Origin of the sequence: Bacillus sp. B4EP4a, assembly GCF_006680105.1 — a bacterium.
Lineage (GTDB): Bacteria > Bacillota > Bacilli > Bacillales > DSM-1321 > Peribacillus > Peribacillus simplex_E.
This window is the reverse complement of record NZ_VHIK01000023.1, coordinates 1-25,257: the sequence shown is the minus strand read 5'-3', so window position 1 is coordinate 25,257 and position 25,257 is coordinate 1. Positions and strand designations below refer to the sequence as shown.

At 37.3% G+C, this 25,257-nt stretch carries 25 protein-coding genes; 4 read left to right on the top strand and 21 right to left on the bottom strand.

The genetic code is table 11. The annotated features are described in order from the left end of the window. The 4 genes from FNK51_RS13355 to FNK51_RS13340 form a co-directional block, all read right to left on the bottom strand. A partial coding sequence (locus FNK51_RS13355; RefSeq protein ID WP_181762253.1) for a DUF2642 domain-containing protein occupies positions 1-788 on the bottom strand: 788 nt, incomplete at its 3' end. A 69-nt stretch (positions 789-857) separates the two neighbouring features. Then, entirely contained in the window at positions 858-1,382 is a 525-nt protein-coding gene (locus FNK51_RS13350) for a hypothetical protein (protein WP_141993643.1), read from the bottom strand. A gap of 555 nt (positions 1,383-1,937) precedes the next feature. Next, on the bottom strand, positions 1,938-2,531 hold the full coding sequence (locus tag FNK51_RS13345) for a spermine/spermidine synthase domain-containing protein (RefSeq protein WP_286178696.1): 594 nt from the start codon (positions 2,529-2,531) through the stop codon (positions 1,938-1,940). Between the two features lie 344 nt (positions 2,532-2,875). Beyond that, entirely contained in the window at positions 2,876-3,244 is a 369-nt protein-coding gene (locus tag FNK51_RS13340) for a winged helix-turn-helix transcriptional regulator (RefSeq protein ID WP_141993641.1), read from the bottom strand. 264 nt (positions 3,245-3,508) lie between these two features. Here FNK51_RS13340 and FNK51_RS13335 point away from each other — a divergent pair, with 264 nt between their 5' ends. Further along, a complete protein-coding gene (locus tag FNK51_RS13335; protein ID WP_141993640.1) occupies positions 3,509-4,504 on the top strand; it encodes a zinc-dependent alcohol dehydrogenase family protein in 996 nt (331 codons plus the stop codon). Between the two features lie 212 nt (positions 4,505-4,716). Here the strand turns inward: FNK51_RS13335 and FNK51_RS13330 are convergent, their stop codons facing one another. The 12 genes from FNK51_RS13330 to FNK51_RS13270 all read right to left on the bottom strand — a co-directional run bounded on the left by FNK51_RS13330 (position 4,717) and on the right by FNK51_RS13270 (position 16,057). Then, positions 4,717-5,592, bottom strand: a complete 876-nt coding sequence (locus tag FNK51_RS13330) for a LysR family transcriptional regulator (RefSeq protein WP_141993639.1) — start codon at positions 5,590-5,592, stop codon at positions 4,717-4,719. A gap of 43 nt (positions 5,593-5,635) precedes the next feature. Then, positions 5,636-6,340 (bottom strand): cysteate racemase, encoded by a 705-nt coding sequence (gene cuyB, locus FNK51_RS13325; protein ID WP_141993637.1) that lies wholly within the window; start codon positions 6,338-6,340, stop codon positions 5,636-5,638. Between the two features lie 527 nt (positions 6,341-6,867). Further along, positions 6,868-8,130 carry a dicarboxylate/amino acid:cation symporter gene (locus FNK51_RS13320; RefSeq protein ID WP_141993636.1) on the bottom strand — a complete coding sequence of 421 codons (1,263 nt, stop codon included), beginning with the start codon at positions 8,128-8,130 and terminating at the stop codon, positions 6,868-6,870. Between the two features lie 470 nt (positions 8,131-8,600). Further along, on the bottom strand, positions 8,601-8,984 hold the full coding sequence (locus FNK51_RS13315; RefSeq protein WP_141993635.1) for a VOC family protein: 384 nt from the start codon (positions 8,982-8,984) through the stop codon (positions 8,601-8,603). Between the two features lie 109 nt (positions 8,985-9,093). Then, entirely contained in the window at positions 9,094-9,372 is a 279-nt protein-coding gene (locus tag FNK51_RS13310) for an ArsR/SmtB family transcription factor (protein ID WP_141993646.1), read from the bottom strand. 273 nt (positions 9,373-9,645) lie between these two features. Continuing rightward, complete coding sequence (locus FNK51_RS13305; RefSeq protein WP_141993634.1) at positions 9,646-10,134, bottom strand: GNAT family N-acetyltransferase; 489 nt, start codon at positions 10,132-10,134, stop codon at positions 9,646-9,648. 176 nt (positions 10,135-10,310) lie between these two features. Beyond that, the gene (locus FNK51_RS13300; RefSeq protein ID WP_141993645.1) at positions 10,311-10,658 is read right to left on the bottom strand and encodes a VOC family protein; all 348 of its coding nucleotides are present in this window, start codon (positions 10,656-10,658) and stop codon (positions 10,311-10,313) included. 403 nt (positions 10,659-11,061) lie between these two features. Then, positions 11,062-11,415, bottom strand: coding sequence for a hypothetical protein (locus tag FNK51_RS13295; RefSeq protein WP_260398202.1), 354 nt, complete (start codon positions 11,413-11,415; stop codon positions 11,062-11,064). A 695-nt stretch (positions 11,416-12,110) separates the two neighbouring features. After that, positions 12,111-12,857, bottom strand: coding sequence for an alpha/beta fold hydrolase (locus FNK51_RS13290; RefSeq protein ID WP_141993632.1), 747 nt, complete (start codon positions 12,855-12,857; stop codon positions 12,111-12,113). A 387-nt stretch (positions 12,858-13,244) separates the two neighbouring features. After that, the gene (locus FNK51_RS13285; RefSeq protein ID WP_141993631.1) at positions 13,245-14,354 is read right to left on the bottom strand and encodes a lactonase family protein; all 1,110 of its coding nucleotides are present in this window, start codon (positions 14,352-14,354) and stop codon (positions 13,245-13,247) included. 512 nt (positions 14,355-14,866) lie between these two features. Further along, a complete protein-coding gene (locus tag FNK51_RS13280; protein ID WP_141993629.1) occupies positions 14,867-15,244 on the bottom strand; it encodes a hypothetical protein in 378 nt (125 codons plus the stop codon). 405 nt (positions 15,245-15,649) lie between these two features. Next, positions 15,650-16,057, bottom strand: a complete 408-nt coding sequence (locus FNK51_RS13270) for an Lrp/AsnC family transcriptional regulator (protein ID WP_141993627.1) — start codon at positions 16,055-16,057, stop codon at positions 15,650-15,652. A gap of 134 nt (positions 16,058-16,191) precedes the next feature. Between FNK51_RS13270 and FNK51_RS13265 the strand changes: the two genes are divergently transcribed. Beyond that, a complete protein-coding gene (locus FNK51_RS13265; RefSeq protein ID WP_141993626.1) occupies positions 16,192-16,956 on the top strand; it encodes an MBL fold metallo-hydrolase in 765 nt (254 codons plus the stop codon). A gap of 177 nt (positions 16,957-17,133) precedes the next feature. After that, complete coding sequence (locus tag FNK51_RS13260; protein ID WP_141993625.1) at positions 17,134-18,444, top strand: MFS transporter; 1,311 nt, start codon at positions 17,134-17,136, stop codon at positions 18,442-18,444. 994 nt (positions 18,445-19,438) lie between these two features. Here the strand turns inward: FNK51_RS13260 and FNK51_RS13255 are convergent. The 5 genes from FNK51_RS13255 to FNK51_RS13230 form a co-directional block, all read right to left on the bottom strand. After that, entirely contained in the window at positions 19,439-19,897 is a 459-nt protein-coding gene (locus FNK51_RS13255; protein WP_141993624.1) for a GNAT family N-acetyltransferase, read from the bottom strand. A 260-nt stretch (positions 19,898-20,157) separates the two neighbouring features. After that, positions 20,158-21,126 carry a hypothetical protein gene (locus tag FNK51_RS13250; protein WP_141993623.1) on the bottom strand — a complete coding sequence of 323 codons (969 nt, stop codon included), beginning with the start codon at positions 21,124-21,126 and terminating at the stop codon, positions 20,158-20,160. Positions 21,127-21,547: 421 nt separating this feature from the next. Beyond that, the gene (locus tag FNK51_RS13245) at positions 21,548-22,213 is read right to left on the bottom strand and encodes an HAD family hydrolase (RefSeq protein WP_141993621.1); all 666 of its coding nucleotides are present in this window, start codon (positions 22,211-22,213) and stop codon (positions 21,548-21,550) included. 196 nt (positions 22,214-22,409) lie between these two features. Next, positions 22,410-22,715 carry an NIPSNAP family protein gene (locus FNK51_RS13240; protein WP_141993620.1) on the bottom strand — a complete coding sequence of 102 codons (306 nt, stop codon included), beginning with the start codon at positions 22,713-22,715 and terminating at the stop codon, positions 22,410-22,412. Positions 22,716-23,185: 470 nt separating this feature from the next. Continuing rightward, positions 23,186-24,028 carry an SDR family NAD(P)-dependent oxidoreductase gene (locus tag FNK51_RS13230; protein ID WP_141993619.1) on the bottom strand — a complete coding sequence of 281 codons (843 nt, stop codon included), beginning with the start codon at positions 24,026-24,028 and terminating at the stop codon, positions 23,186-23,188. Positions 24,029-24,319: 291 nt separating this feature from the next. Between FNK51_RS13230 and FNK51_RS13225 the strand changes: the two genes are divergently transcribed. Next, positions 24,320-24,970, top strand: a complete 651-nt coding sequence (locus FNK51_RS13225) for a TetR/AcrR family transcriptional regulator (RefSeq protein ID WP_141993617.1) — start codon at positions 24,320-24,322, stop codon at positions 24,968-24,970. Positions 24,971-25,257 lie beyond the last annotated feature (287 nt).

The window sequence follows — 25,257 nt, the reverse complement described above, 5'->3', positions numbered from 1 at the left end:
GGATTAGTTTCTGAAGGTATTTCCTTCTTACTTTCTTTATTCTTGTTTTCAGGGGATTTTTGTTTCTTATATTTATCCGTACTTTTCTTTACCATGAATTGAACTTTGTTCACTTCATTTACTGTAGATTGAACAGTCGGTTCTTCTTTCACGTCGGATAAAACTTCCGGATGCGCAGAAGCTGGTTCTTCTTTTCCAATAGTTAAGATGTCCTGTTCTTGCTTCTGTTCAACCGGCTCTTCCTCTCCTATGGAATTAACTTCAGTGTCTTCCTTCAACACGGAATCACTTTCCTTAACTTGATCTGCCTCTGACTGTTTATTTTCGCCCTTATTTTCCTGTTGTTTGTTCTCTGACGATTCCTGATTATCTATCCCTTTGAAAATATAGAGTATATTTGATAATTGGACATAAATTTGTTTATCCTTATTTATTAAAACGATATAATTATTAGTTATGGTACCTAAAAATCCGTCAAAGGATAGATTGTTCTCTCTGTTTACTGTCACCCAATGATCTTTGAGTTCATTTATTAATTCTGTAAAACTTTGTTTCTGTGTTGGTTCGTGGTCAAGTATTTGAGCCTGGAATTCTTTGGTGTTTTTTGATAAGGCATAAACCTGATTTAAGTTAAAATAACATTGTTTATCTGGATTCATTTGAATGACAATAAAGTCGCTTTTCACATCAAGTACCACCCCATCATGAACGTTTTTATCATCGGAAATAATACTAATATTAAAACCTATCAGTGAATTAAGTGCCTCTTGAAAATTTTGTTTTTTCATCTGATGAGTCCCCCTTGTTAATTGGATGGCCGCTTCTTCCCAGAAGCGACACATCATTTATGGGATATACTATTTTTCTTTTTCTCCTGCTTTATTATCTTTACTTTTTTCCGCTTTTCCACCGTCTTTATTATTTTCTGATTTTTCATCTTCTTTTTGTTTCTCTACTCTTGCCCCGTAACTGATGCTGCGGATATGGAACATTGCCAGGCGAATAACTTCTTCGTTTAGTACTAACGTTACGAATTCATATTCATCATTAGTATCATGAAGTACGCCTTCAATCTTCTCGGGACCGCCTCGGTTAATATTTACCCATTGATTTGTGAGGTTACCTAGTAAGCCTTTAAAAGTTGCAGCTGTTTTAAAAGTAAAATCTTCGGGGATTTCCAGTTGAAATTGGAGCCCCTTCTTTACATTCTCGGTAATACTTTTGATATGGTCGATTTTATAATATATAACACCTTCTTGCTCAGTTAAAATCGCTAAGTGATCATCGTATACGCCTAATAATAATCCTGTCCGAGATTCTGGCCCTCCTCTATCTACCTTTAGAACTTTCCCAACCAAATTAGTTAACCATTCCTTATTCATAATGTTGCCCCTTCCTATATAATCATTTACCCTGTATGTATATGTGTCATGGAATGACATTGTGTCGTGGTAAATGTCCATCTTCTATCAATAAGATTGAAATTCATCAAAAATGTGTATATGCACTAACCTTTAGAATTTCCTGAAGTTAAATGACTGAAATTCCTGATTTATTCGAAGCAGAGAACGCCTTTTAAGATAGCTGAAGGATATTGAATAGCCAGGGGTAAAGAGATGGCGCTAAATCCATGTGAGAAATTCGCTCAGCATCTAACAGATGAATTGGTGTAATGGATAGTCCAACTTTAATGAACTTACTGAAGAGTGGATCGCCGTTTAGCGGATTATTAAAACGAATGTACCCAGAAAGTTACAAAAAAAAAGACCCCGGCGCATTACCGGAGTCATTTTAAGCAGCAAAACTAAAAAGTGTTTTTTTATGGTCTCTAAAAAACCTGGTGTTTGGTCACCATTTTTCTATTTCGTTTTTATACAACTTGTGTAAGTTTAGATTTTTGAGGCAATTCATAACTGCTTTTCCCCGTTCCTCCTTAATTAACGAAGGAATAGTAAACAAATGCGCATGTCTGAAGTTAGAGCTTGATGTTGGACAGAAATACTCGGAATAATTCTTGGAAGCTTGAAATGTGATGCTAAATGAAATCCCCATAAGCCGAAAGAGGGGACAATAACATTGTATTCAAGTGTATTAAGACCGGCCATATTAATTGTTTTACCAATACTCCAAAATACTGTTAGTGTATCTTCTGGTGAATTAGACTGACAAACTAACACACCTTGTTTCGATAATATTTTTGCTGTTTGACTGAACAATTCAATTGTATATAATGAGCTAATGACTGGGTCAACGGGATCTGGAAAATCAATAATTATTACTTTGTAGGGCTGCAATTCTCTTAAGATAAATTTCTTTGCATCTTCAGAATGAATATTTACCCTTTCGTCCAGTAAAGAACAATTATTTTGAGTAATTAATTTTGGATTTGTCTTTGCAAGTCCAATCACCAGAGGATCAATATCAACAAGATCGACATGTTTTAGTTTGGGATATTTAAGAACTTCCCGTAAAGCAAGTCCATCTCCCCCTCCTAATATGAGAACCCGTTCATGGTCAGAAGTATTACTTATTAAATAAATTTATTTTAGAAAAGTATATATTTTTCCCTAAGAGCGAATACCCGCTGTATAAAAACAAAATTGAATTGGACCAAAAGACAGGAGAGAATCCTACTATAGAACCCAGCGGACTAAAAATTGTTAAGGAAGTAAAGTTCAAATTATTAAGTCTGCAAGAAAATATTACTGGCTGACCATTTAGTTTAAGTACAATATTTCAGACTATAATTTCTTAACTTCATATTACATCCAATTATTATCGTTTTTATATTTATATCTTCTTGGTAAAAAACATTTGTCATGGATATGCTGAAAGCCCAACTTTCTGGTTTGGTCGGCGGAGACCCCAATTGATGCTACATATTTTCTGAGATCTTTCGTTTCATTAATACCTCATTTCCGTTCATATCTCCCCAATCTCGCATTAGGTTAATAATAGGTTTTAATGTTTCCCCAAAGGGAGTAAGAGAATATTCAACTTTTGGAGGAATCTCTCGATAAATTTCACGATGTACAATACCATCCTGTTCCAATTCCCGAAGTTGTAACGTTATCATGCGTTTTGTGGTATAGGGCATAAGTCTCCCTAACTCGTTAAAACGTTTAGGGCCGGATATTAAGTTATATAATATGATCCCTTTCCATTTGCCTCCTATCACATCTACAGTAACTGCAACAGGACAAGCAGTGGTATCAGGGCACTTTTCCGCATTAAAGTCCTTCATATTGACACCCCAATCTTTTTTAGTATCAAATTGTATACTATATTACAAATTTTATCCTATTCAACAAAAATGTACGTACTTTTAATTTTATATTATATAAAGTATCATTGGTTTTGCAAGAGAAGACTAAATATTCGTTCTTTTAACTATTAATCATTAAAGATGTTACTAAAAAGGTCTGATGGTAACGTCCCCGGGTGTATTCATCCTTAACATGAATCGGTGATGAGACATTTACAAAAAAAATAAATAGGAGTGACTAAAGTGAAAGCACAAATTATTCAATCTTTTGGTGAACCCTCCGTATTTCAATTTAAAGAGATTTCAAAACCTGAACTAAAACCTGGACATGTACTTCTTCAAGTCAAGGCTACAAGTGTAAATCCTATTGATACGAAAGTCCGTGCTGGTGCAGTTCCAACCGTTTCCCCCGAGTTTCCTGCAGTATTACATGGGGATGTTGCAGGTTTGGTATTTGCAGTCGGTGAAGGAGTAACTGAGTTTAAAGTTGGCGATGAAGTGTTTGGATGCGCGGGTGGTTTTAGGGGTACTGGCGGTGCACTTGCAGAGTTTATGCTAGCAGATGCCGATTTACTTGCTCACAAACCGAAAAATTTGACGATGGAAGAAGCCGCAGCTTTACCATTGGTTGCCATTACTGCATGGGAAGCATTATTCAATCGGGCAAACCTTGTCCCTGGACAGGATATACTGATCCATGCAGCGACCGGCGGTGTAGGACACATTGCCATTCAACTGGCGAAATGGGGAGGCGCGACAGTCTATACAACCGCCTCTTCGCAAGAGAAGCTGGAGATTGGCACGCGCCTTGGTGCAGATGTAACTATTAATTATCGAGAAGAAAGCGTTCACGACTATGTACAGAAATATACAGACGGAAAAGGATTTGACGTTGTGTTTGACACGGTAGGAGGAGAAAACCTTGATCGCTCCTTTGAGGCGGCCGCTGTACATGGAACGGTAGCAGCCATTGCTACCCGTTCGACCCATGACCTCTCGCCAGTGCATTCAAAGGGACTATCTCTGCATGTTACCTTTATGTTGTTGAAGATATTAAACAAGGACATGCATAAGCATTATGGAGAAATTTTGAAAAAGGTTGCTCGGTTGGTTGAGGAAGAGCAGCTGCATCCGCTTGTGGATCCAAACATTTTTACGTTTGATGAGGTTTCAAAAGCCCATGAGTACATGGAGTCTGGAAAGGCGATAGGAAAAATAGTTTTGAAAAATAGTTGGTAATATTATATAAACATTTGAAATGCCTCAAAAAATTATGTTCATTTAAAAATAGACGGTACGGCGAGAATTTCTATAAGATTCTCACTGTACCGTCTTCTTTTATTTTTAATTATTGTAGAGCATATTCAACATAAGGTTTGTGTCCACTCTAAAGGACCTTCGTCCAATCGCGCGCCGAAGAACCTCCTGCCAATGATTGACACATCATTCGTTTATTGTTTTTCAAACATTTTACTTTTTAAAAAATCCATAAAAACAGATTTAGTTTTACCTTTTAAATAGATAAAGTCAATACTAATATTCGTTTTCACAGGAGGAGTCATTTCTACTCTAAATAACTCTTCATTTTCTATTTCCTTCCTTACACAATGCTCAGGTAAAAAACTAATGCCTAGGCCTTGTAATACTAAATTTTTAGCCGTTTCCATATTGTCAACTTCTACATATATATTCGGATTTACACCATTACTTTGAAATAGACGATGAATGATAAGCCAATCGATAGATCCATAATCAAAAAAGATTAGAGGCTGTTTACTTACATCCTCTACTGTTATTCTTTCTTCTTTTAAAAAAGGATGATTTGAAGGTACAACAAGGCTAATAGGATCATTATAAAGACGAATTGATTCTACTTGAGGGTGGGTTTCTGTTCGTATAATGCCAAAGTCAACCTCTTTATTAAGGACCTTGTGTAGAATATCCTTAGAATGTCCTGTTATAATTTTGATTCTAACATCATTGAACTTAGATTTAAAAGCTGGCAAAATATCAGGGAGAATGTTGTTGGAAATGGACAAAGCACTCCCAAGTACTAGCTCAAAAGGTACAGTTACTTGTTGTAATCCGTACTTTGCTTCCTGATAAGATTGAAGAATTTTTTGTGCGTGTGGAAAGAAATATTCTCCCTTTTCAGTTAAAGAAATTTTGTTTCCATTTCGATGAAAAAGCTTTAAATTAATTTCACGTTCAAGGGATTGAATACGTGCTGTTACAGAAGGTTGAGTTAAATAAAGAGCCTCTGCTGCTTTATTGAAACTACCTAGTTGACAAACATAAATGAAGGCTTCAATATTTTCAATATTCATATTTACTGCTCCTTATTTTGGTTCACCATTACGTCTATCTAATTTACCCAATTGCTTTAGCTGATTCTGTCTCAGTAGCTGTTTTAATTGCCGATTTGGCTAAAATTTCTGTTGGGTCAATAATACTAATATTTTGGGATGATTTAAGTACAAGAGGGATTTCTGTACAACCTGCTATTATAGCTTCTGCCCCTCTTTTCATTAATTTATCAGCTACTCTTGAAAGGTAAAAACGCCCCTTCTCCAAATCACTCCCTTTAATAGCATATATTCCTTCCATTACTTCTTTTTGCATTTGCTTATCAGGCTCAATGGCATTAATATCGTAGGATTGACAACTTTGTTGATACAGTTTTGTATTTATTGTTCCATCAGTAGCCAACAAACCTACTCTCCTCATATTATTTACGTGTAAAAAGCGAGCTGTTTGTAAAGGCATATGTAGAATCGGGATACTAACGGATTCTTTTATTGATTTAAAGTAAAAGTGAGCAGTATTGCAAGCCATTACCAGAAAATCCGCACCAGCATTTTCTAGCCTTTGTGCCGATTGTACAATAAAAGGAGTAGGATCTGTACCCTTTCCCAAAATTGCTGTTGTTCGATCAGGTATTTGTGAATAATTGTCCGCGATAATATGGATATGATCCTGGTCTTTCTTTGCAGGTGTATAAGAAATAATTTTATTCATTAAATCAACAGTTGCTAATGGTCCCATTCCTCCAATAATCCCAACTACTTTTTGCATTTTCTTCACCACTTATATTTAAATTTTATAATATAGTTTTTTTAATACTTAACTTTATTATAATTTTTATACGAAGTGATGAATTATAGAAATAATCTATACACTAATAGAAACAATAAATTGAACTTTAATAATGATGAAGCTTCCATTGAACCATTTCCCCTCAAATTCTCGAAGGACTTCTTACTGACCATTAAGTAGCCCTCCTCAAGTCCATCCGAACTGTTCCCTGTACCTGAACTATCCTTCCCCTTTAGTTCCATAAGAAAAAGCTGCCTTAAAGGCAGCTCCGATTTTAAGCTAACGCAGCTGTTAGTGAAGGAAGACTTTATTTCTCAACTTTCACTAACGTTTTTTCCTGATCAATGTCTATACAATTCAAAAAAAGTCTTCAAGATGACTATTCAGACCCCATCATTAGTTTTAACTCATGACTTTCAACAATGGGGCGAGAATGTTCGGTCCTTGCTACTTGTATCATTGCTTTTCCCAATTCTTCTGATGTAATGATGCTGCTTAACGTATCATCAAAATGTTGGTGGCACCTGCCGAATGCTTGACTGTTCGGTTTGAGCTTTCCATTCTCCCTGACGGAACTCTTTTTCCCACTTCGAAACCACAATACAAGCGAGAACATGTCCAGGAGTATTACAAGCAGTACGTGCCATATCCAGCACACGGTCAATTCCTGCAATAATTGCGACGCCTTCTGCAGGAAGCCCTACTGCTGAGGCGGTAGCTAAAAGGACAACTAGCGAACCGGATGGAACAGCGGCAATTCCTTTTGAGGTTGCAACAAGAACCCCCATTACAATCAACTGTTGGCCAAAATCCATCGGGATGCCATATGCTTGTGCCAAGAAAATAGAGCAAACAGAAAGGTACAATGTCGAACCATCACAATTCAGTGATAGCCCAGAAGGAATAACGAATGAAACAACACGTTTCGAACAACCGTATGCCTCCATTCGATCCATTAACTGAGGCAGAATGGTTTCCGTACTTGTTGTAGAAAAAGCGATAAGGAACAAATCCCATACCATTCGAAACACTTTAAAGTAAGAAATCTTCAAGAACCAACCAATTATTGGGAATAGAACGAAAATAACAATAGCAAGCCCAAGATACACAACCCCAATCAACTTTGCCATAGGGATTAAGAGGGCAATGCCATACTGACCTACAGAGGCTGCCATGAGAGCGAGTACACCAATCGGTGCGGTTACCATGACCATTTGTGTCAGTTTAAACATGATATTTGCAACTGATTCCATAAACTTCATTGCCGGCTCTGACTTTTTGCCAATTGCTCCAGCAGCTGCACCAAATAAAATAGCGAAGAATATAACAGCTAATAAATCACTTTTTGCCATCGCATCAACAATGTTGCTTGGAATGATGTTAACAAGCATCGTTTTAAAATCGACAACTTTGGTAACGCTTTCATTTAATTGTGTGATATCCTTTTGAGCAAGGTGGGACAAATTGAGCCCGGCACCAGGCTTTAAAATGTTAACTAGTAAAAGACCTAAACCTAAAATCAGAGTGGTAATAAATTCAAACCAAATAATTGTTTTAAGTCCTAATGAACCCATTTTTTTCATGTTTCCGTCACCTGATGACCCAATGACAATAGTGGTGAAAACAATAGGCACAACAATCATTTTAATAAGATGAATAAAAGCGTCGCCAATTGGTCTTAAGGATTGGCCAAGTACAGGAAAAAAATGTCCGATAAGTGCTCCAATAAACAGTGCTATTAATACTTGAAAAGCAAAAAACTTTTTCATATGTTGTCCTCCCTGACCGAAAGATTAATAGCCTCATCACACAATATGTCAATAAATAGATCATTCCATTCTCATTTGACTATTGAATGAGAAAGAAGAAATGGCTTTTAAAAAATTGATTCTACTTTTCCATAGACAACCTCCCATTTAAAAATATTTGTAAATATACCAAAAACTGTATCACTTTTTCGCAATTCAGTAAAATACTGAATTACTATAAAGTTATAAGAATAAATTATTAATCCCGTTTACATCTTTTATTGTTCCTTAATCAGCTGACGCACCTGTTAGTTTAGGTGATCCACAATGGTACATTTCTATTGCAGAATGAGAACAATATCTTAAACATGTATAACCCTGTCCTAAAATTAGGACAGGGTTAACATTAAACTGTTTAATTGTTGATAAAAACACTTCACCCAACTTAAAACAAACCAATAGAACTAGGTTACATCTATTTCTACATAAAGTTACTGCTTCAATATCTGAATAAGGTTGCCGCATGTGTCGTCGAAGACAGCTATTGTGACTTCGCCCATTTTTGTCGGCTCCATAGTAAACTTCACGCCGTTTTCCAATAATCGTTTGTACTCTTTATGAATATCTGCAACGCCAAACATTGTTGCTGGGATGCCCTCGGCAAATATCTTCTTTTGATACTCCTGTGCGGCAGGATGCTCGTTCGGTTCCAGTAAAAGCTCGGTACCGTCATGAGCTTCGGGAGAAACAAGCGTGATCCACCTGAATTTCCCCATTGGAACGTCTTGCTTTTTTACAAATCCCAGCTTTTCTGAATAAAATTCCAGTGCCTTGTCTTGGTCTTGTACAAATATGCTGGTAACAATAATTTTCATAATGTTTTGCCTCCTTTGATATTTGTGACGCATGGTCCTGTGCTAACAATCTGGCTGCAAGAAAACGGACCCACACATTTGTCAGAAGTCTTGTTCCGATTTTATAAAATTACTCTATCCATCCTTTTAGCAAATTTTTAAGTGGTTCGTTGTTGAATATAACTACTCGATACTTTCCCTTTCGTTTTGATTTTACGAGCTCTGCATCTTCCAATACAGAAAGATGTTTAGCTATCGCTTGTCGCGAAATGGAAATGTCGTGCTTCATAATGAGACGTACCGTAAGTTCATACAACGTCAGTTCGTTGCGTTCGGATAGTTCGTCTAATATAAGCCGCCGAGTCGAGTCTCCAAGTGCTTTGAATATAGCGTCTTTGTCCCAATTCATATATCGAGTATAAGCAACTCTACGGTTGCTTGTCAAGAACAAGCAACTGTAGAGTTGCATGACAAAGGAACCGTATCATGCTTTCTTAACAAGTTAAAGTCACATAATTGTAGTTTGAACCATTATAGAAATATAATTTCAAAAAAAGTGCATTAATCCTAATTTGTTCATCACATTAGTAAAATTTTAAGCACCTGCCCCGTTCCATAAGAAAAAGGCTGCCGCGGCAACCCTTGTTATTGAAGTAAAGCACCTGTTAGTTAATAATCCGGTTTAAATTTGAAAGGATTGCATCAAACATTCTTCATCATCTATAATTTTCTTTTTTTCTTCAAAATCTATATTTAGCGTATTAAGAATCTTCCTCCAAAATATAACGGCAGGAATATTCTTGGCTAATTCAACAACAAAGTAGCAACCCTTTTTTTGTTTAAACAATTGCTTTAATAATGCAATGGCAATACCCTTTCTTCTATATTTTTTCAAAATAAAAATATCATTAATGCTGTAATCATATTCCTTATTTAAAAACGGCCTTTCCAAGAGTAATAAAAACCCTACAATTATCTTATCTTTTTTCAAAAAATATGGTGTTAACCCTTCCCTCTTCCAAATTAATTCAAATGAATCAAATTCAAATGAACCATCTGATGATATGTTTAAACCCTCGGTATACTCCGAAAGGTCATGTAAATAAAGGGAATATAAATTCTTAAGAATATGCCTTTCATCTGTGGAAATTTGATTTAAGGAAACAGTCATTATCATACCTCTTTTACAATTAATCAAATCTCTTTATTATTTCGACATAAACTTTCATTTGCCCTTCATGAACTAAACTGACACGATAGTGCCATAAGAAAAAGCTGCCTTATAGACAGCTTCGATCTTCAGCTAACGCACCCTTTAGTTCAACAACAAAATTTATTATTATCCTATTACTTCTCCCAAAGCTCTATACGTCTTCCCTCTGGATCTTCAATCCAAATAAACTTTCCAAATTCATTAATCGCCTTTTCCATAACAAGGGGTACACCCATTTCTTCTAGATGTTTGATACTGTCATCCAAATTTTCAACTTGAAAGTTTAACATCACTTGTTGTTCTGTTGGAAAATAGCGGTCATTTTCAGAAAAGAAGGAAAAGATAGTTTCATTGCCTGATTGTGGTGTAATAATGGTACCATTCCAATTATCAATTTCCATTTTCAGGACTTTACTATACCATTTTTTTATATCCTCTATATTTTTAGTCCTCCAAAAGATTCCTCCAAAACCCTTTATTATCATAAGAATCCCCTTCCTATCCATTAGTAATTAATTTAAATTCTAGATTTGAAAGCGAATTCCTTCTTTCACTATCCTGCCCCGTTAGTGCCATAAGAAAAAGCTGCCTTAAAGACAGCTCCGATCTTCAGCAAACGCACCCGTTAGTTCAATAACAAAGTATCAAACTATATTTCATGTCACACAAATAACATTTACTGTATCTTATTATTGTGGCTCGTACCCTTTGTAGCGTTGGTGAACGTGCTAGTTATGTCATTAAGCTTCCCTTCTTTTCTGGAAAAAAGGGCAGTTGTAAAATTCAATGATAGTAAATTATACAAAAATATTTAAATATTAATTTATTTTCGAAACTTTTCAAATAAAATGCTACCCATTGAGAATGAGTAGCAAGTAATACAAGTTATTTGAAAATAATTTGTAGTTTTCCATATACTTTGCCAGAGGAATATCCATCTTTCACATCAACATAAAATTTACCAATTTTCATATCTGTGAATAATGTATTTCCACCTGCTAGGCTATGATAGCCTGTGCAATTTCCAGTACTAGCATTGCAGAGACGAGCCCATAAGTTACTATAATTAGTCAATAACTTACTTCCAGAAGACGTCTTTAAATAGATTGGGGAAACTAGTTCTACCTCTAAGTCACTGCCTTTGTTAGGGTTTCCAATTTCACCATCCCATTTTCCATCTTCTGTTTGAAAAGAATACTGAGGAACACTTGCTTGAGCAGAAGAAGTACTTAATACCATTCCACCTACCAGAACTAACACAAAGGTACTTAAGATTGAAAATAAGCTTTTTATGTTATTTCCTCCTCCAATCTTTATCCCTTTCATAATATCAGAATAAACTAATTATTAAAATAGTTAAAAATAACCAAAGCTTCTTATGTTCAAACATCTTTTGGTTACGACATCTTCATCAATCTTACTTAAATAAAGTTCATAAACCGCAAACATCAGTAATTTCGGTTTTTTCTTATATAAGCTAAAAGGCGGTACCTACAAAACTTATCTTATGAACAGAAAAAAGTAGAAGTCAAAGTTATTAACATGATGTATTAGGTTGGAGGTTACTTCTTATTGTTTAACGAAAAGTTTTTAACCTTTCCATTCCACTTCACTTCTATATCGATAACATCAGTTTTTGACGTAGAAAATTCACCTTTTTCATTATTATGTGTTTTGTATTCACCAGTACTATTCAATTCAATATCGCCCATACCCCAAGCATAATTAGGAGCATTAATCTTATATTCAAGGTTTTCAACAGCTTTATAATCTTTTCCTTTGAACTGTAATGCAAACTTTTTAGTTTCTTTATCGTTATCAGTTTTTACTACATTTAATTGAACTGTTACTATTATATTGTCGCCCGTTTTATAATTTAGATAAGTTACAAAACTGACGAATGATTTTCCGGAGTCCTTGGCATAGTAAACTTTTCATTCCTTCATAAAACTAGTAATTTGACGATACAGCTTCTCGGGATGGGTGAGATTGACCATATGGTCAGCACCTGGAACTTCTATGATTCGAGCGTCTGAGTGCTTTCGAAAGTAATTGGCAACACGAAGGTTATCGGGTGAATCCTCCTTACCGATTATCAATAATGTTTTGGCCGTCAATTCTCCTAATCTTTCGATGGCCGGTGGTTGCGGCCAAATCAATTTAACAGCCGGCCAATCAAACATTCGCTTCATATGGTGCCTGAGCATTTGAACCATCAAATTCCGGTGAGGACTCACCGTTACAACACGATACGATGGATCACTGAGCAAAAGCTCAACCATCTTATCGATATCGGGAGCGGCTTCATGAATCTTCTTCATATTCTTTTCAAATTCCTTTGAATAGCTAAACCCAGATAATCCAGGCGCAAGCAAAACAAGTTTTGAAACCATTTCAGGATAATTCAGAGCGAATTCAGTGGCAATTTGGCCACCCATTGAGTGACCGATGAGTGTCGCCTGATTGATTTCTAGATGATCAAGCAGCGACAGCAAATCTTCAACAGGGTTGACATCTTCTAAAGGGGACGGTGATTTCCCGGTCCCACGTCCGTCAAAAGCAACGACCTTGTAGTGTTTCGCTAAAAGAGATGCGACAAATGTCCAGTTCCGTACATCAGCACCACCAGTGAGGAGAACCACAGGATGACCATTACCATTAACTTCGTAATACAAATCCATTGAAATCCCTCCATTCATTACAAAATCTTATAATTTAATAATTAAAACTATGTTATCTTTCTTAAATAATCCTGCTTTTTTTCTGGCTTAACTTACAATTTAAGAAGCACCTTTTAATTTCCCTCCTTATTCTAGAATATGGCCCGATTGTTGAACACAAGTTAAAAACCTCTCTTCAACTAAACTGCCCCTTCGTCCCATAAGAAAAAGCTGCCTTAAAGACAGCTCCGATCTTCAGCTAACGCACCCGTTTGTTTAAGTACATTTCTTCACAATCTTGCCGGCAATTATGGTGTCTTATAACAAAAGCTACCAATATGTCGGCATCCTTGCTTTTAGCAACTCCTGTATTTTCCTATTCCACACAGTATGGTGAACCCAATAGAATCAAAGAACAGCTAAACCTTGCGAACCAAAGTAAGGAATGTTAGTCCAGGCAGCAACCTGCAATCTTACTAGACTACCATCATCTTGAATATTAAATACTGAAACTGTTCCCTGATTTCCGTTAAGGGTGTAAAAATGCCGTCCATCTCTGCTCACTCTAACATCCATCGGAAGACCCGGTGCTGTACCTGGCGGTGTACTGGTAATATGCTTTACCACTGACAGTGCTCCATTGGGATCAATTTGGTATGTCGAGATGGTGCCGCTTAAAGTGTTGGTAATGTATGCAAAACGTTCATCTCTCGTTGTTACAACCCAACAAGCAGTCATATAACCGCTTGGTACAGAACCGCTGAGCACCTGAAGGATACCGTCATTGCTCAATGAATAAGATGACAACGCATTTGAAACAGCTTCTGTAACTAAGAGGATTCCGGACGATAGAAAATATGCACCCAATGGCCCTTGACCATAAGAATCATTAACGATCGGCCCTGTAAGCGTACCCTTTTGATTCACATGAAATACACTTAGATGGTTTGAAGTAAGCTCGGATACAAGGATTTTGCTACCGTCAGGAGTGAAGAGAACCTGAGCCGGCTGAGCATTGACGGTACTGAGAGAATAGATGGATTCGGGAATAGGAGTAAGCCGTCCGTTTTCATCTATGCGAAAACCAGTGATATTGGAAGCAAAATTGTTAGCGGCATTCCCTACATTGGAAACATAGACAATATTACCAAACACATCTACGCTGTTGGGCTGAGCACCTCCTGATGGCCTCACATCCATGAAAACAAGTGCTCCGGAGTCGGTTATGATGAAACTACTTATACTATTGTCACCGGCGTTAACAGCAAGTAGGAAACGCCGATCACGAGACAAAGTAAGGGCGCCTTGTGACGCAAGAGGGTCGATGCCATCGTTTGCAGTTGCAGTGGAGACTTCCTTTGAACCAGTACCTCTACCATGAGTTGGGTATGCAGCCACAAATGTGAGCATTCCATTCATGTCCCTGTAAAAGGCAATGATTTGATTCATTACTTCATTATTTGTCATCATGTACACCATACTTACACGCTCACGAAAATAATTGTTGATAATCTGCATTTTATGACTCTCCTCCTTTGCATAATTTAATATGATTCTTTTACCCTTTAAATTCCACAAATCGATGTAAATTATTTTACAAACAGAGGTGGACTATCATCCCAATTATCCCACTATCCTGACCCTTTAGTTGCATAAAGTAAAAGCTGCCTTAAAGACAGCTCCGGCCTTCAGCACGCACCCGTTAGTTTAAGAACAAACCTTCACAATCTCCACTGAGTAATCCCTATTTGAACATAAAACAAAAAAAGACACTAAATATTTTTCTCACTATTTCTTCGGACTGTAACATGATTTCTTTCATTTTTACACTAAATGCGCAAATCGATGTCAAATGTATAATAAATCGAAACCTATTAATTCAACTCAACTAGTAGAAAAGATTTATCATAATAAGACAAAAATAATCTAAAACGATGCTTTAACTTTCAGCATATCGGTTCGATCTTTACCATCCTTCATTTTAGCCTTTACGAATCAATCCCAGGTCTTTTTTTTATTCATTTAGTGAATCAATCAAAAAAGATTAAATGCATATCACTGTCAGTTCTTGATTTCGCAAAAAATTCAGCTTCATTTCCTCCATCTACAAATTTACCAATACCCCAGAAATACCCACATTTCCCTCGTTCTATATATCTTGTTCCTACATAATCATTATAACTATCAGGATCGTACTCCCATAATTCAACTTTTAACTTTCCTGCTGGACCCACGTAAGGATCGCGACAAATCTTATAATCTCCACCAGTAGAGTCATACACATGACTTTCAGCACCATTAGAATAAAGAGTTTCTTCTCCTAAGTAATCCCATCCACTTGCAAATGTAGAAGAAGGGACCAACAACGCAGCTACCAATGCCACGACACTCATTATTAACTTTTTCATGCTCATTCTTCCTTTCCCGTTTTGATTTAATAAAATTATGCTCCATATAATATGTTGCTTTGAAAAAAGTTTGATTAAAATGGATTCTTTTTGTAGCTTTGAAACAAAGTTTAATCAAATTAAAACAAGAAACATTGATAAATGAATAAATAAAAGAGCATGTTTTGAAAAAAGATGAATCAACACATGCCCTTATAATATTTAATTGGATTATTCTTTTATAAAAAAGATCGATCATTTTTGTGTATTCCTTAATGAACTAAAGCACCCGTTAGTTTAAGTACAGTCCTTCACAAACTAACTTTTGAATAAGAAAAAGAGGTGCCGCAGCTACCTTCGTTGTTCTATTCAAGCCCCCTATAGTTTAAATGCGATTATTCACAAATATCCATTTTTATTCATGCCCTATTTACTAATAACGATCGATAATTTATAGTTTGCATACTTGTTTAACTCTAATAAAAATTGATTTAACGCTTCATTACTTGTAAACCTGCACTCCAAAAGATAACAGCTATCTCCACTGATTTTATAATTATTGATGACATACCCCTCCTTTGTTTGGATAAATGAGAGATAAGGTTGATGGTGTGTACCTTCTATATAGATATTGATAAAGGCATACGTAAAGCACCCTAATTTCGCTTGATTTACTTTAATGCTATATCCCTCAATAACCCCATTGTCCTCTAATTTCTCCACTCTAGCTGCGGCTGCTGGTCCTGTTAAGTGAACTCTCTCCCCTAATTCTTTCATCGTAATCCGGCTATTGCTACATAACTCCTCTATAATTCGCTTATCTGTTTGATCCATCTGAACGTCAACTCCTTTCAATAATAAAGTCAAACGCCTAAAACACTTTATTTTATCTGTGTATTTGAATGCTGCTCATATTATACACTTAACACTGTTAGGAAACACACATGAAAAGAAAGGGAGTTGTAAAGATGAAGATTACACAAATTCGAAATGCAACGATAGTTGTAGAATATGCAAATAAAAAGTTTTTAATTGATCCTATGTTAGCAGAGAAAGGTACGTACCCATCTTTCCCTGGTACGATTAGGCAAGATCAAAACAATCCTTCAGTGAGTTTACCAACCTCTGTTGACGATATTATTAGTGGAGTTGAAGCAGTCATTGTGACTCACTTACACTTAGACCATTTTGACGAGGCAGCGCAAAGACTATTACCAAAAGATATTAAAATGTTCGTTCAAAATGAAGAAGATGCAAAGGAAGTCCAAAATACCGGGTTCCAAAATGTAGAGGTATTAACAAAGGACACTGTCTTTGAAGGCATCCAATTAGTTAAAACAAGAGGCGAGCATGGAAGAGGAGAAGAACTATTAAAGCGTATGGGGGAAGTATGTGGCGTTGTCTTTAAACATCCAAGTGAAAAAGCATTGTACGTAGCTGGTGATACAGTCTGGTATGAAGGTGTACAGGAAGAATTAGATACCCATAAACCAGATATTATTGTCGTCAATGGTGGAGATAATCAATTTATAGAATATGGTTCTCTCATTATGGGAAAAGAAGACATCTATGAAGTACACAAGGCGGCTCCTAATGCTAAGGTTATTTCTGTTCATATGGAAGCTGTTAACCATTGGACACTATCTAGAGAAGAATTAAAAAACTTTAGTAAAGAAAAAGGATTCTCAAGTAATATTTTAGTACCAGAAGATGGTGAATCCTACAAATTTTAATATGAACACCGACAAATAGTGTCACGTTCCTATTTAAAAATAAGAAATAGAAGAAGCTCATAATTATCGAAAATTTAATTATGAGCTTCTTCTAATGACGATATAAATGAAATGTTCCAAGGATAACAAAACAAACATGAAAAGCTACAAGGATATTTCGTTAGGAGGGTAAGGTTTATGACAATGTCAGCAAAAGATACAAATTCCTCAACACAGCAGCCTATATGGTTGCAAGAATATATTGATTCACCAGAAAGACAAATACAGCTTTATAAAAAAACATTAAGAATTTTGATTCTTACACAAATCTTTGGGGGAGCAGGACTTGGAGCCGGTATAACAGTAGGAGCGCTTCTTGCACAAGACATGCTAGGGACTGAAAATGCGGCAGGAATTCCAACTGCCCTATTTACTTTAGGTTCTGCAGGAGCTGCCCTACTTATAGGCCGGTCTTCACAACGTTTTGGCCGTAGAGCAGGACTTGCAGGTGGTTTCCTTGCAGGTGGGTTAGGTGCTATTGGTGTTATAATTGCATCTTTAACCAACAGCATCCCACTTTTATTTATTTCTCTTTTTATTTATGGAGCTGGTACGGCGTCTAATCTACAAGCGCGATATGCAGGGACAGACCTTGCAACAGATAAACAAAGGGCAACTGCTGCAAGCATGGCCATGGTTTCCACTACCTTGGGTGCTGTAGTTGGTCCTAACTTGGTCAATAGAATGGGAGAATTTGCGGATTCAATTGGTGTTCCAACCTTGGCTGGCCCCTTTATCTTGTCAGCAGCTGCTTTTATTATTGCCGGATTATTTATCTTAATTTTTCTTCGTCCAGACCCTTTGGTTGTGTCTACAGCTATTGCGAATGCTAAGAAAAAAGACGCTACCGCACAGACAGGGACAAATTTAAAGAATGCTACCATAAACAAAAAGGGTGTTGTTGTAGGGGCTGTAATTATGATTTTGACTCAATTTGTCATGGCAGCCATTATGACAATGACACCAATTCATATGGGACATCATGGTCATGGTTTGGGAGAAGTAGGATTAGTTATAGGTTTCCATATAGCAGCTATGTACCTTCCTTCACCATTGACAGGTATACTGGTAGATAAGCTTGGCCGTATTACTATGGCTGTTGCTTCTGGTGCTACACTCCTAGCCTCTGGATTGGTGGCAGCTTTTGCACCGGTAGGTTCAATGCCACTGCTTACTCTGGCGTTAGTACTACTAGGTTTGGGCTGGAACTTTGGTTTAATAAGTGGGACTGCTCTCATTATAGATTCAACACACCCATCTGTCCGTGCAAAAACACAAGGATCAGTCGATGTCCTATTTGCATTGTCAGGAGCAGCTGGTGGGGGGGTATCAGGAATGGTAGTCGCTCATTCTAGTTTTGCAGCATTATCACTTTCTGGAGCCATTCTGTCACTAGTGCTTATTCCTGTAGTTGTTTGGTCTCGGAAAAGTCCAAGCAAAGAGCTATGATAGAAAAGTTTTTATTAATACTTTATTTCTTGAATAGTTAGACTAATGTAGATATATCCCTATATAGTAAATTTAAAATCTAATTAACAAGGCAGCTTTCAGCAAGAAATTGAAAGCTGCCTTTATTCATATAGGAAGGTAACTTATATAAAACAAAACATCTTATAGATAGAAAAAATCTTTATATTAATTTATAAGGGTTTACAGAATGTTAGTTTACTTTAACCTAACCCAAGTTACGTAAAGTATTATGCCTAACTTTAATGTCTTGTTACGTAACAGAAAAACTACTGTACGGGAGCAGTAGTTTTTTCTATTTTTAAGCTTTATACACGTTAACATAATCACTCCTATTAGAACCTGACCAAAACAAAACCCCTTGGCTTCCAAGGGGTTTCACATCGTCCATTTTTATAGTTTATACAGGATTTTATACACCCTTGATGAATCATCGTTTTCGGCTTATAAAGAAGCCTAGGAGCTGTATAAGAAAATGAGGTTTTATGGAATCTCTTGTTGAACTAACCTGCCCCGTTAGTTCCATAAGAAAAAGCTGCCTTAAAGACAGTTCCGATTTTCAGCTAACGCACCCGTTAGTTTAAGTACAAACCTTCACAATCTTGCTAACCTGCCACGTTAGCTTAACAATGAAAACAAACTACAATACAAATACCATAGAAGCCATAACTAAAAATGGAAATAAAACAATTAGCAATATTGATACTCCTGTCTTCCAATTATTTTTTATTTGAAGTAATTCCTTCTTAGCCTTTTCCTTATTTTTAAGCGACCATATAATAATTCCGACCCAATAAATTGCTAAAAATATATAACTTGAAGTATCCATAAAATCACCTCTTATAACAATTTTCCGTAATCACTGTTTAACAATCATTCTTTCACAAATCTGCCCCGTTTGTTCAATAAGAAAAAGCTGCCTTAAAGACAGCTCCGATTTTCAGCTAACGCACCTAATAGCTTAATAAGACTTTATTTAATATTTAATTTTCTTTTTAAAAGAAGTTACAGATAGACGTTCTGTCACATTTGTTTCTCCTGTAATTGAGAAACCATTTTTTTCATAGAAATTTATTGCTGGTGTATTTTTAGAACCCGTTGATACTATTATTGTTTCAATATCTTCCTCATTGTTTTCAATGAATTCTAATAACATTTTGGAAATTCCTTTTCTAAAATGTGTTGGATGAACCATTAGACGATGTATATCGATTACACCTTTTTCAACTTTTATAGAAATGACTCCACTTAACTCTTCATGTAAGTAATACCCATAGAAAGTTTCACCGGATTGTTGTAACGTGTCAACTGTATCTTTTAATGGCGGTATTTCATAAAAATGAATTAACTCTGCCTCTACCATATAAGAAGGTAATTGAATGTTTAATACTTCCTCAGCTAATTTAGGATTAGTTATATCGATTTTTTTTATCAAAGTTGTTCTCCTTTTAATTTCTTCTTAAACGAACCTGACACCGTTAACAAAATAAGTATTGTAATCCATTAGTTATTCTTTAACTTCGGATATAAATCCTTCTTCAACTAACCTGCCCCGTTAGTTGAACAAGGGTATTTTTTTTCTCTAATTTGAATGTATGATTATGTATAGAATCGTACATTAAAAAGGCCCCCAATTTGGGGGCCTTTTCATTTAATTTATTTTCTTTTTATAAATATAATTCAATATTAGGAACATTAATTACTTCTAGAACTGTGCATTGCTCTCCGGCGGTCGTGCAGTACCATTAGGATAATTATTCCCATCATCACTCCCAAGACGCTACCTAACTCGGTGGTTAGTACATATGCAAGTGGGTACTCTAGAGCAGGTTGTGCATCGGGGCGAGTGGCGGACAAGCGGTTAAAGAGGTTATAAGAGAACAGCATTCCCGACGAGATCCATGCTGCTGCCATAGGAGGGAAGAACCTCTTCGACCCGCGGCGGGTGGTCAGTACCAACAAACCCCACGCCCCCGCGAAGGCCCACACACCGGTACTCAACGACAATAGGTGCCACCATAAATCGCGGTTATCCAACATAGCTGGGTTGATGCCAATAGTTCCACCAATCGCCCAGAATAGCTTAATAAATCCAAGCAGGATACAGCCAGCCGCGACAAGCCTAGCCAAGGTGATATGCAGTTTCTGGCTGTTGCCCGGGAGTAATTCAATGTCGATTGGATCAGTAAATGCCTCTGGCCAACGCGCTTTAGCGTATCCAGCTAAGGCGAAAGGTAGGCAGATGCCGACTCCAACCAGTGAGACCATTACGAAAATCTGCTCATATACCCAAACGTTGGCAGCTCCTGCCTGCTGATCGCGTATCATAGCAGCAGGACCAAGCACAGGTGCCAGCAACAGCATAGGAATAAGTAAACCAGTACCTACCCAGACGGGCAAGGCAACCAACCAGGCGGGCAGTCGCTCACCCCATGTCATGCTAAACGCCAATGCTAACAGGATACCAACTGCAGCTAGAACCATTGTTACTGCGTTTGCAGTGCGCCAACTTGGGTCGCCCATTTGTTCGGTCGGCATAAAGAGACCGAAAGTCCAGGCGATTTTGATTAACAGATAAGGCATTACTGCTATAGCGGCACCATAACCCCAAAATCTACGTTTCTTCATCAAATGTGAAATTGGCTGCTTTTTCATTAATGTCATGAGGTCACCTCGGCCGCCAGACCAGTGAGTTCGTAAATCTCTACCTCTACAATGAACAGAGCGCTTCCAATTAAACTCTTATTTTTATTTCTATTTATAACTATAAATAAACACCCCTTAAGAATTATAATTTAAACTGTTTTAGTTTTAATGAATCATAGGACTTTTCACGAAGATAATCATTTCCCCCATTACTCTCACCATCAATACCCTAAAAACTGCTCTGCTCGCTTTAATTTTAACATAATATTCCAATTAAAAATCCCTTATTCTAAAAAATTGACACAAGAAGATCGTCTTCATTGACGACCTTCTTGTGTCAATTCTTCTTGAACTATCCTGCCCCGATAGTTGCATAAAGAAAAAGCTGCCTTAAAGACAGCTCCGAACTTCAGCTAACACAACCTTTAGTTCAAGATCTTTATTTGACTTGACTACCCATCAAAATATCTTTTAACTGGTTTACACTTTTGACAATATGAGTAGGGTTAGAATGACTTAGTTCTTCAAATGAACCATATCCATAAGTTACTCCAATAGAGTTAATTCCAGTATTATTTGCACCAATAATATCGTGCTTCCTGTCGCCAATCATAATAAAGTCACTAAGCGTATGTTCCTTATACTTATCTAGTATGTATTGAATTATTTCAGTTTTTGACGCTCTTGTTCCATCAAGGTTACTACCGACAATAAGTTCAAAATATTGGTCAATATTAAAGTACTTTAATATTTGTTCAGCAAATACAGTAGGCTTTGAAGTTGCTACAACTAAAGTAAATTGTTGTTCTTTTAACGATTTCAATAGTAATGCAATATTTGAATATAACTCATTCTCAAACATTCCCTTTTCCTTAAACCTCTCCCTATATAATTCAATTGCTTTTTGTGTGTTTTTCTCGTCAAAATCGTAATATTCAGCAAATGAAGCTTGTAGTGGTGGACCTATAAAACATTCAAGTTTATCAATGTCAGGCTCAACAATGTGCATTTTTTGTAATGCATATTGAACCGATTTAGTTATTCCTACCTTGGGGTCAGAAAGTGTTCCGTCTAAATCAAATAAAATTATTTTGTATTTATCCATATTAAACTCCCTTATTATATCGAATAGTCACCCTAATTTTACCACAGTAAATACAAATAAGTTCCAAATCTTGTTGAACTAAACTGCCCCGTTAGCTCCATAAGAAAAAGAGCTGCCAAAGCAACTCCCTTAATGAAGTAAAGCACCTGTTAGCTTAACAAGGTATATATAGATTTTTTTTTACTTTAATGTATGTTCATTCGAATATAGGACGCATAAAGCTTCTCTCATAACTTAAAATACATTTAGTCTCTTCTGCAAATTTATATGCTTCTTGACATTCTGCATCCAATGCCATTTTTACTCGGTACTCTTCATATGCTGCTAAACTTGGGAAAGTGAATAATGCAAAAGCAATATTATTAGCACCCTCATGTGGAAGGAAATAACCCTGATGTGTACCGCCTAATTTATTAACTAATCGAATCCACATCTTACCGTATTCCTCGAACTCATTTAATTTATATGGGTCAATAACATATTTCAAATAGCATGTAACCATTTTAATCCCCCTAAAAAATCTATTTTTTTCCATAACAACATATAATTCGACTAACCTGCCCCGCTAGTACAATTGGTTACTCCATGTACTTCCACCTCTTTATCCTACTAGTAATTCAATCAAACTCCACCCTCTTTCGAGGTGTAGCTTTTAAATAAAGTTTAATCAAAAATATCTCGCAAACCCACATTTTACGATAAATAAAAAGAATCTATTTTGAAAAAAGATTGATCAAAATAGATTCTTATCCAGAATATTACAGTTTGATTTTTATAAAATATTTTAATCAATTTCAGTGTATCTAAAGTTTATTCTGCCTTCTCGAATTGAATGTGCCAGCTCTCCATGACTTTCCCGGCCGGGCTGATCTCTGAAACAAGCCTATGCTTCACCGGCGTGTGTTCGGTCCCGGATGGGTTGATGGACAGAAGCATTAGCTGAAATATTTGCCGAATTAGCCATCAGCGCGCCTACTGGATCATCCATCCTGCAAGATCGGACGGACCGGCCGGCTTCTTATTGTTGGCGGAGCCGTCGCGTGGACGAAGCATGCCGCCAACGAGACGAAGTCCCTGTTTCCTCGTCATGAATCGTCCGATCTGCGTACCTACATAATTCTGTGTACCTGGAACGACATACAGCTTCCCGTCCTTCAATGCCCGAAGCGCAACTTCCACGACTCGCTCCGGTGTGTCTTTCTTACCGACGGCGGCTTCTTCCGTGCCTACGACGTTGAAGAAGCCGGTGTCCGTCGCTCCGGGACAAAGCGTGAGAAATTGGACGCCACTGTTGCGGTTTTCCCACCACAAGGCTTGGGTAAACGACAAGACGAAGGCTTTCGTTGCTCCGTATACGGCCATATAGGGAAGGGGCTGAAATCCGGCGGTCGATGCGACATTGATAACGGCCCCGGAGTTTCTACACAACATATCCGGCAAGAACAAGTGCGTCATATCTACAACAGCGGCAACATTGAGCATGACTTCCTCATGCTGACGCACGCCTGACACTTGTTCAAACAAACCGTGCGTGGCAAAGCCTGCGTTGTTAACCAGCAGTTCGATCTCTAAATTCAGAAGTTGACATTGCCGATATAACTCGCCTGGCGCGCCCTCTTTGCCAAGATCGGTAGGAATCACCTCGACCTTGACGCCGTGCTTCTTTCTAAGCTCCGATGCCAGGTTCTCCAGCTTGTTTTTCGATCGGGCTACGAGTACAAGGTCGCCACCCTCTTTGGCCAATTGTCGGGCGAATTGCTCTCCGATGCCGGATGAAGCTCCCGTGACAAGTGCCCAATTTCCTTTTATGTTCATTGTGCAACTCTCCTATCTACTTTTTTATAATTAGGAAACAGTGTTACTTTGTCCTTAAAAATAATTCCTGACTCTCATAAGAGTCAAGAATTGTGATGCGTTCCGGTAACACTGTTTCCGTTTGAAATCATTGTAACTAAGCTTTTTAAGAAAGTCAACATCGTTTTTTGAATCGTTGGTTTTTGGCATCCCTCGCAACATTGACAACGGTCCGACAATTATATTAAAATTCCTGTTAAGAGCTGGAAACATTGTTTCTTATCAAAAATGTATTAATTGAGGGTGATAGCGATGACAGACCAAAATAATTCCTTCGATGCAAATACGCAAAAGTTGGAAACGTATCAGGAGGCTCGCTTGAAAAATATTGAAAATCTTCGAAAGCTCGTCGTCGATGCTGCGGCAACGATTTTGTACGATGAGGGTCCTGAAGCTGTGACGGTGCGTAAAGTTGCGCAGAAGATGAATTGCTCTACCAAAATCATATACAACCTGTTTGTCAATAAAGATGGACTGGCTCAGCAGCTTTATCTCGACGGCTGCAGGCTTCTCGCCAACGAATTCGAGGGAACGCCACGCGCTGACGATCCGATGCAGCAGCTGTTTAATTTAGGCGAAACCTTCTGGCAATTCGGACAGCGTTACTCCGGTTATTACAAGCTGATGTTCGGAGGAGCCTTCTCGGATTTCAAACCAGACGAGGAGAGCATACACGGCACCGTAACAGCCATGCGGCAATTGTTGACGGTAATTGGTAATGCGCAAGAGCAGGGACTGATTACCGGTCCGTATGACACGGAAACCGTCGTCCGTATCTTCTGGGCGTCGCTCCACGGTGTTATCCATCTTTACATGTGCGGACATTTTGGAGATGTGCAGTCCGCACATGCCGTTTACAAGCAAACGTTGTCTTTGGTTGTCGGTTCGTTATTTTCGAGTTGAGGCTTCTGGAGAGGAAAAAAAGCACCTTATGGTGTCTTTTCTTTATTTTTTTAAAACGTCGCAACTTTATTTCAAAACGACACGAGGGTATTTTTTTAATACAAGCAACCTTGATAAATGAATAAATAGAAAGGGCATGTTTTGAAAAATATTAATCAAAACATGCCCTTATACTATTTAATTGGATTATTCTTTTATAAAAAAGATTGAACATTTTTATGTTCCTTAATGAACTCCCTCAGTTTAATAGATAATGCTCACGAATACTCGCTTATTCGCAGGATTTC

Bases quoted from the DNA above. Each gene is read 5' to 3' on its own strand.
- FNK51_RS13270 (WP_141993627.1), bottom strand. From the start codon at position 16,057: ATGGATCAAACAGATAAGCGAATTATAGAGGAGTTATGTAGCAATAGC.
- FNK51_RS13350 (WP_141993643.1), bottom strand. From the start codon at position 1,382: ATGAATAAGGAATGGTTAACTAATTTGGTTGGGAAAGTTCTAAAGGTA.
- FNK51_RS13320 (WP_141993636.1), bottom strand. From the start codon at position 8,130: ATGAAAAAGTTTTTTGCTTTTCAAGTATTAATAGCACTGTTTATTGGA.
- FNK51_RS13305 (WP_141993634.1), bottom strand. From the start codon at position 10,134: ATGACTGTTTCCTTAAATCAAATTTCCACAGATGAAAGGCATATTCTT.
- FNK51_RS13245 (WP_141993621.1), bottom strand. From the start codon at position 22,213: ATGGATAAATACAAAATAATTTTATTTGATTTAGACGGAACACTTTCT.
- FNK51_RS13240 (WP_141993620.1), bottom strand. From the start codon at position 22,715: ATGGTTACATGCTATTTGAAATATGTTATTGACCCATATAAATTAAAT.
- FNK51_RS13230 (WP_141993619.1), bottom strand. From the start codon at position 24,028: ATGAACATAAAAGGAAATTGGGCACTTGTCACGGGAGCTTCATCCGGC.
- FNK51_RS13340 (WP_141993641.1), bottom strand. From the start codon at position 3,244: ATGAAGGACTTTAATGCGGAAAAGTGCCCTGATACCACTGCTTGTCCT.
- FNK51_RS13315 (WP_141993635.1), bottom strand. From the start codon at position 8,984: ATGAAAATTATTGTTACCAGCATATTTGTACAAGACCAAGACAAGGCA.
- FNK51_RS13265 (WP_141993626.1), top strand. From the start codon at position 16,192: ATGAAGATTACACAAATTCGAAATGCAACGATAGTTGTAGAATATGCA.
- FNK51_RS13260 (WP_141993625.1), top strand. From the start codon at position 17,134: ATGACAATGTCAGCAAAAGATACAAATTCCTCAACACAGCAGCCTATA.
- FNK51_RS13285 (WP_141993631.1), bottom strand. From the start codon at position 14,354: ATGCAGATTATCAACAATTATTTTCGTGAGCGTGTAAGTATGGTGTAC.
- FNK51_RS13295 (WP_260398202.1), bottom strand. From the start codon at position 11,415: ATGGTATTAAGTACTTCTTCTGCTCAAGCAAGTGTTCCTCAGTATTCT.
- FNK51_RS13250 (WP_141993623.1), bottom strand. From the start codon at position 21,126: ATGACATTAATGAAAAAGCAGCCAATTTCACATTTGATGAAGAAACGT.
- cuyB (WP_141993637.1), bottom strand. From the start codon at position 6,340: ATGCAAAAAGTAGTTGGGATTATTGGAGGAATGGGACCATTAGCAACT.
- FNK51_RS13290 (WP_141993632.1), bottom strand. From the start codon at position 12,857: ATGGATTTGTATTACGAAGTTAATGGTAATGGTCATCCTGTGGTTCTC.
- FNK51_RS13310 (WP_141993646.1), bottom strand. From the start codon at position 9,372: ATGAATTGGGACAAAGACGCTATATTCAAAGCACTTGGAGACTCGACT.
- FNK51_RS13330 (WP_141993639.1), bottom strand. From the start codon at position 5,592: ATGAATATTGAAAATATTGAAGCCTTCATTTATGTTTGTCAACTAGGT.
- FNK51_RS13225 (WP_141993617.1), top strand. From the start codon at position 24,320: ATGACAGACCAAAATAATTCCTTCGATGCAAATACGCAAAAGTTGGAA.
- FNK51_RS13280 (WP_141993629.1), bottom strand. From the start codon at position 15,244: ATGAAAAAGTTAATAATGAGTGTCGTGGCATTGGTAGCTGCGTTGTTG.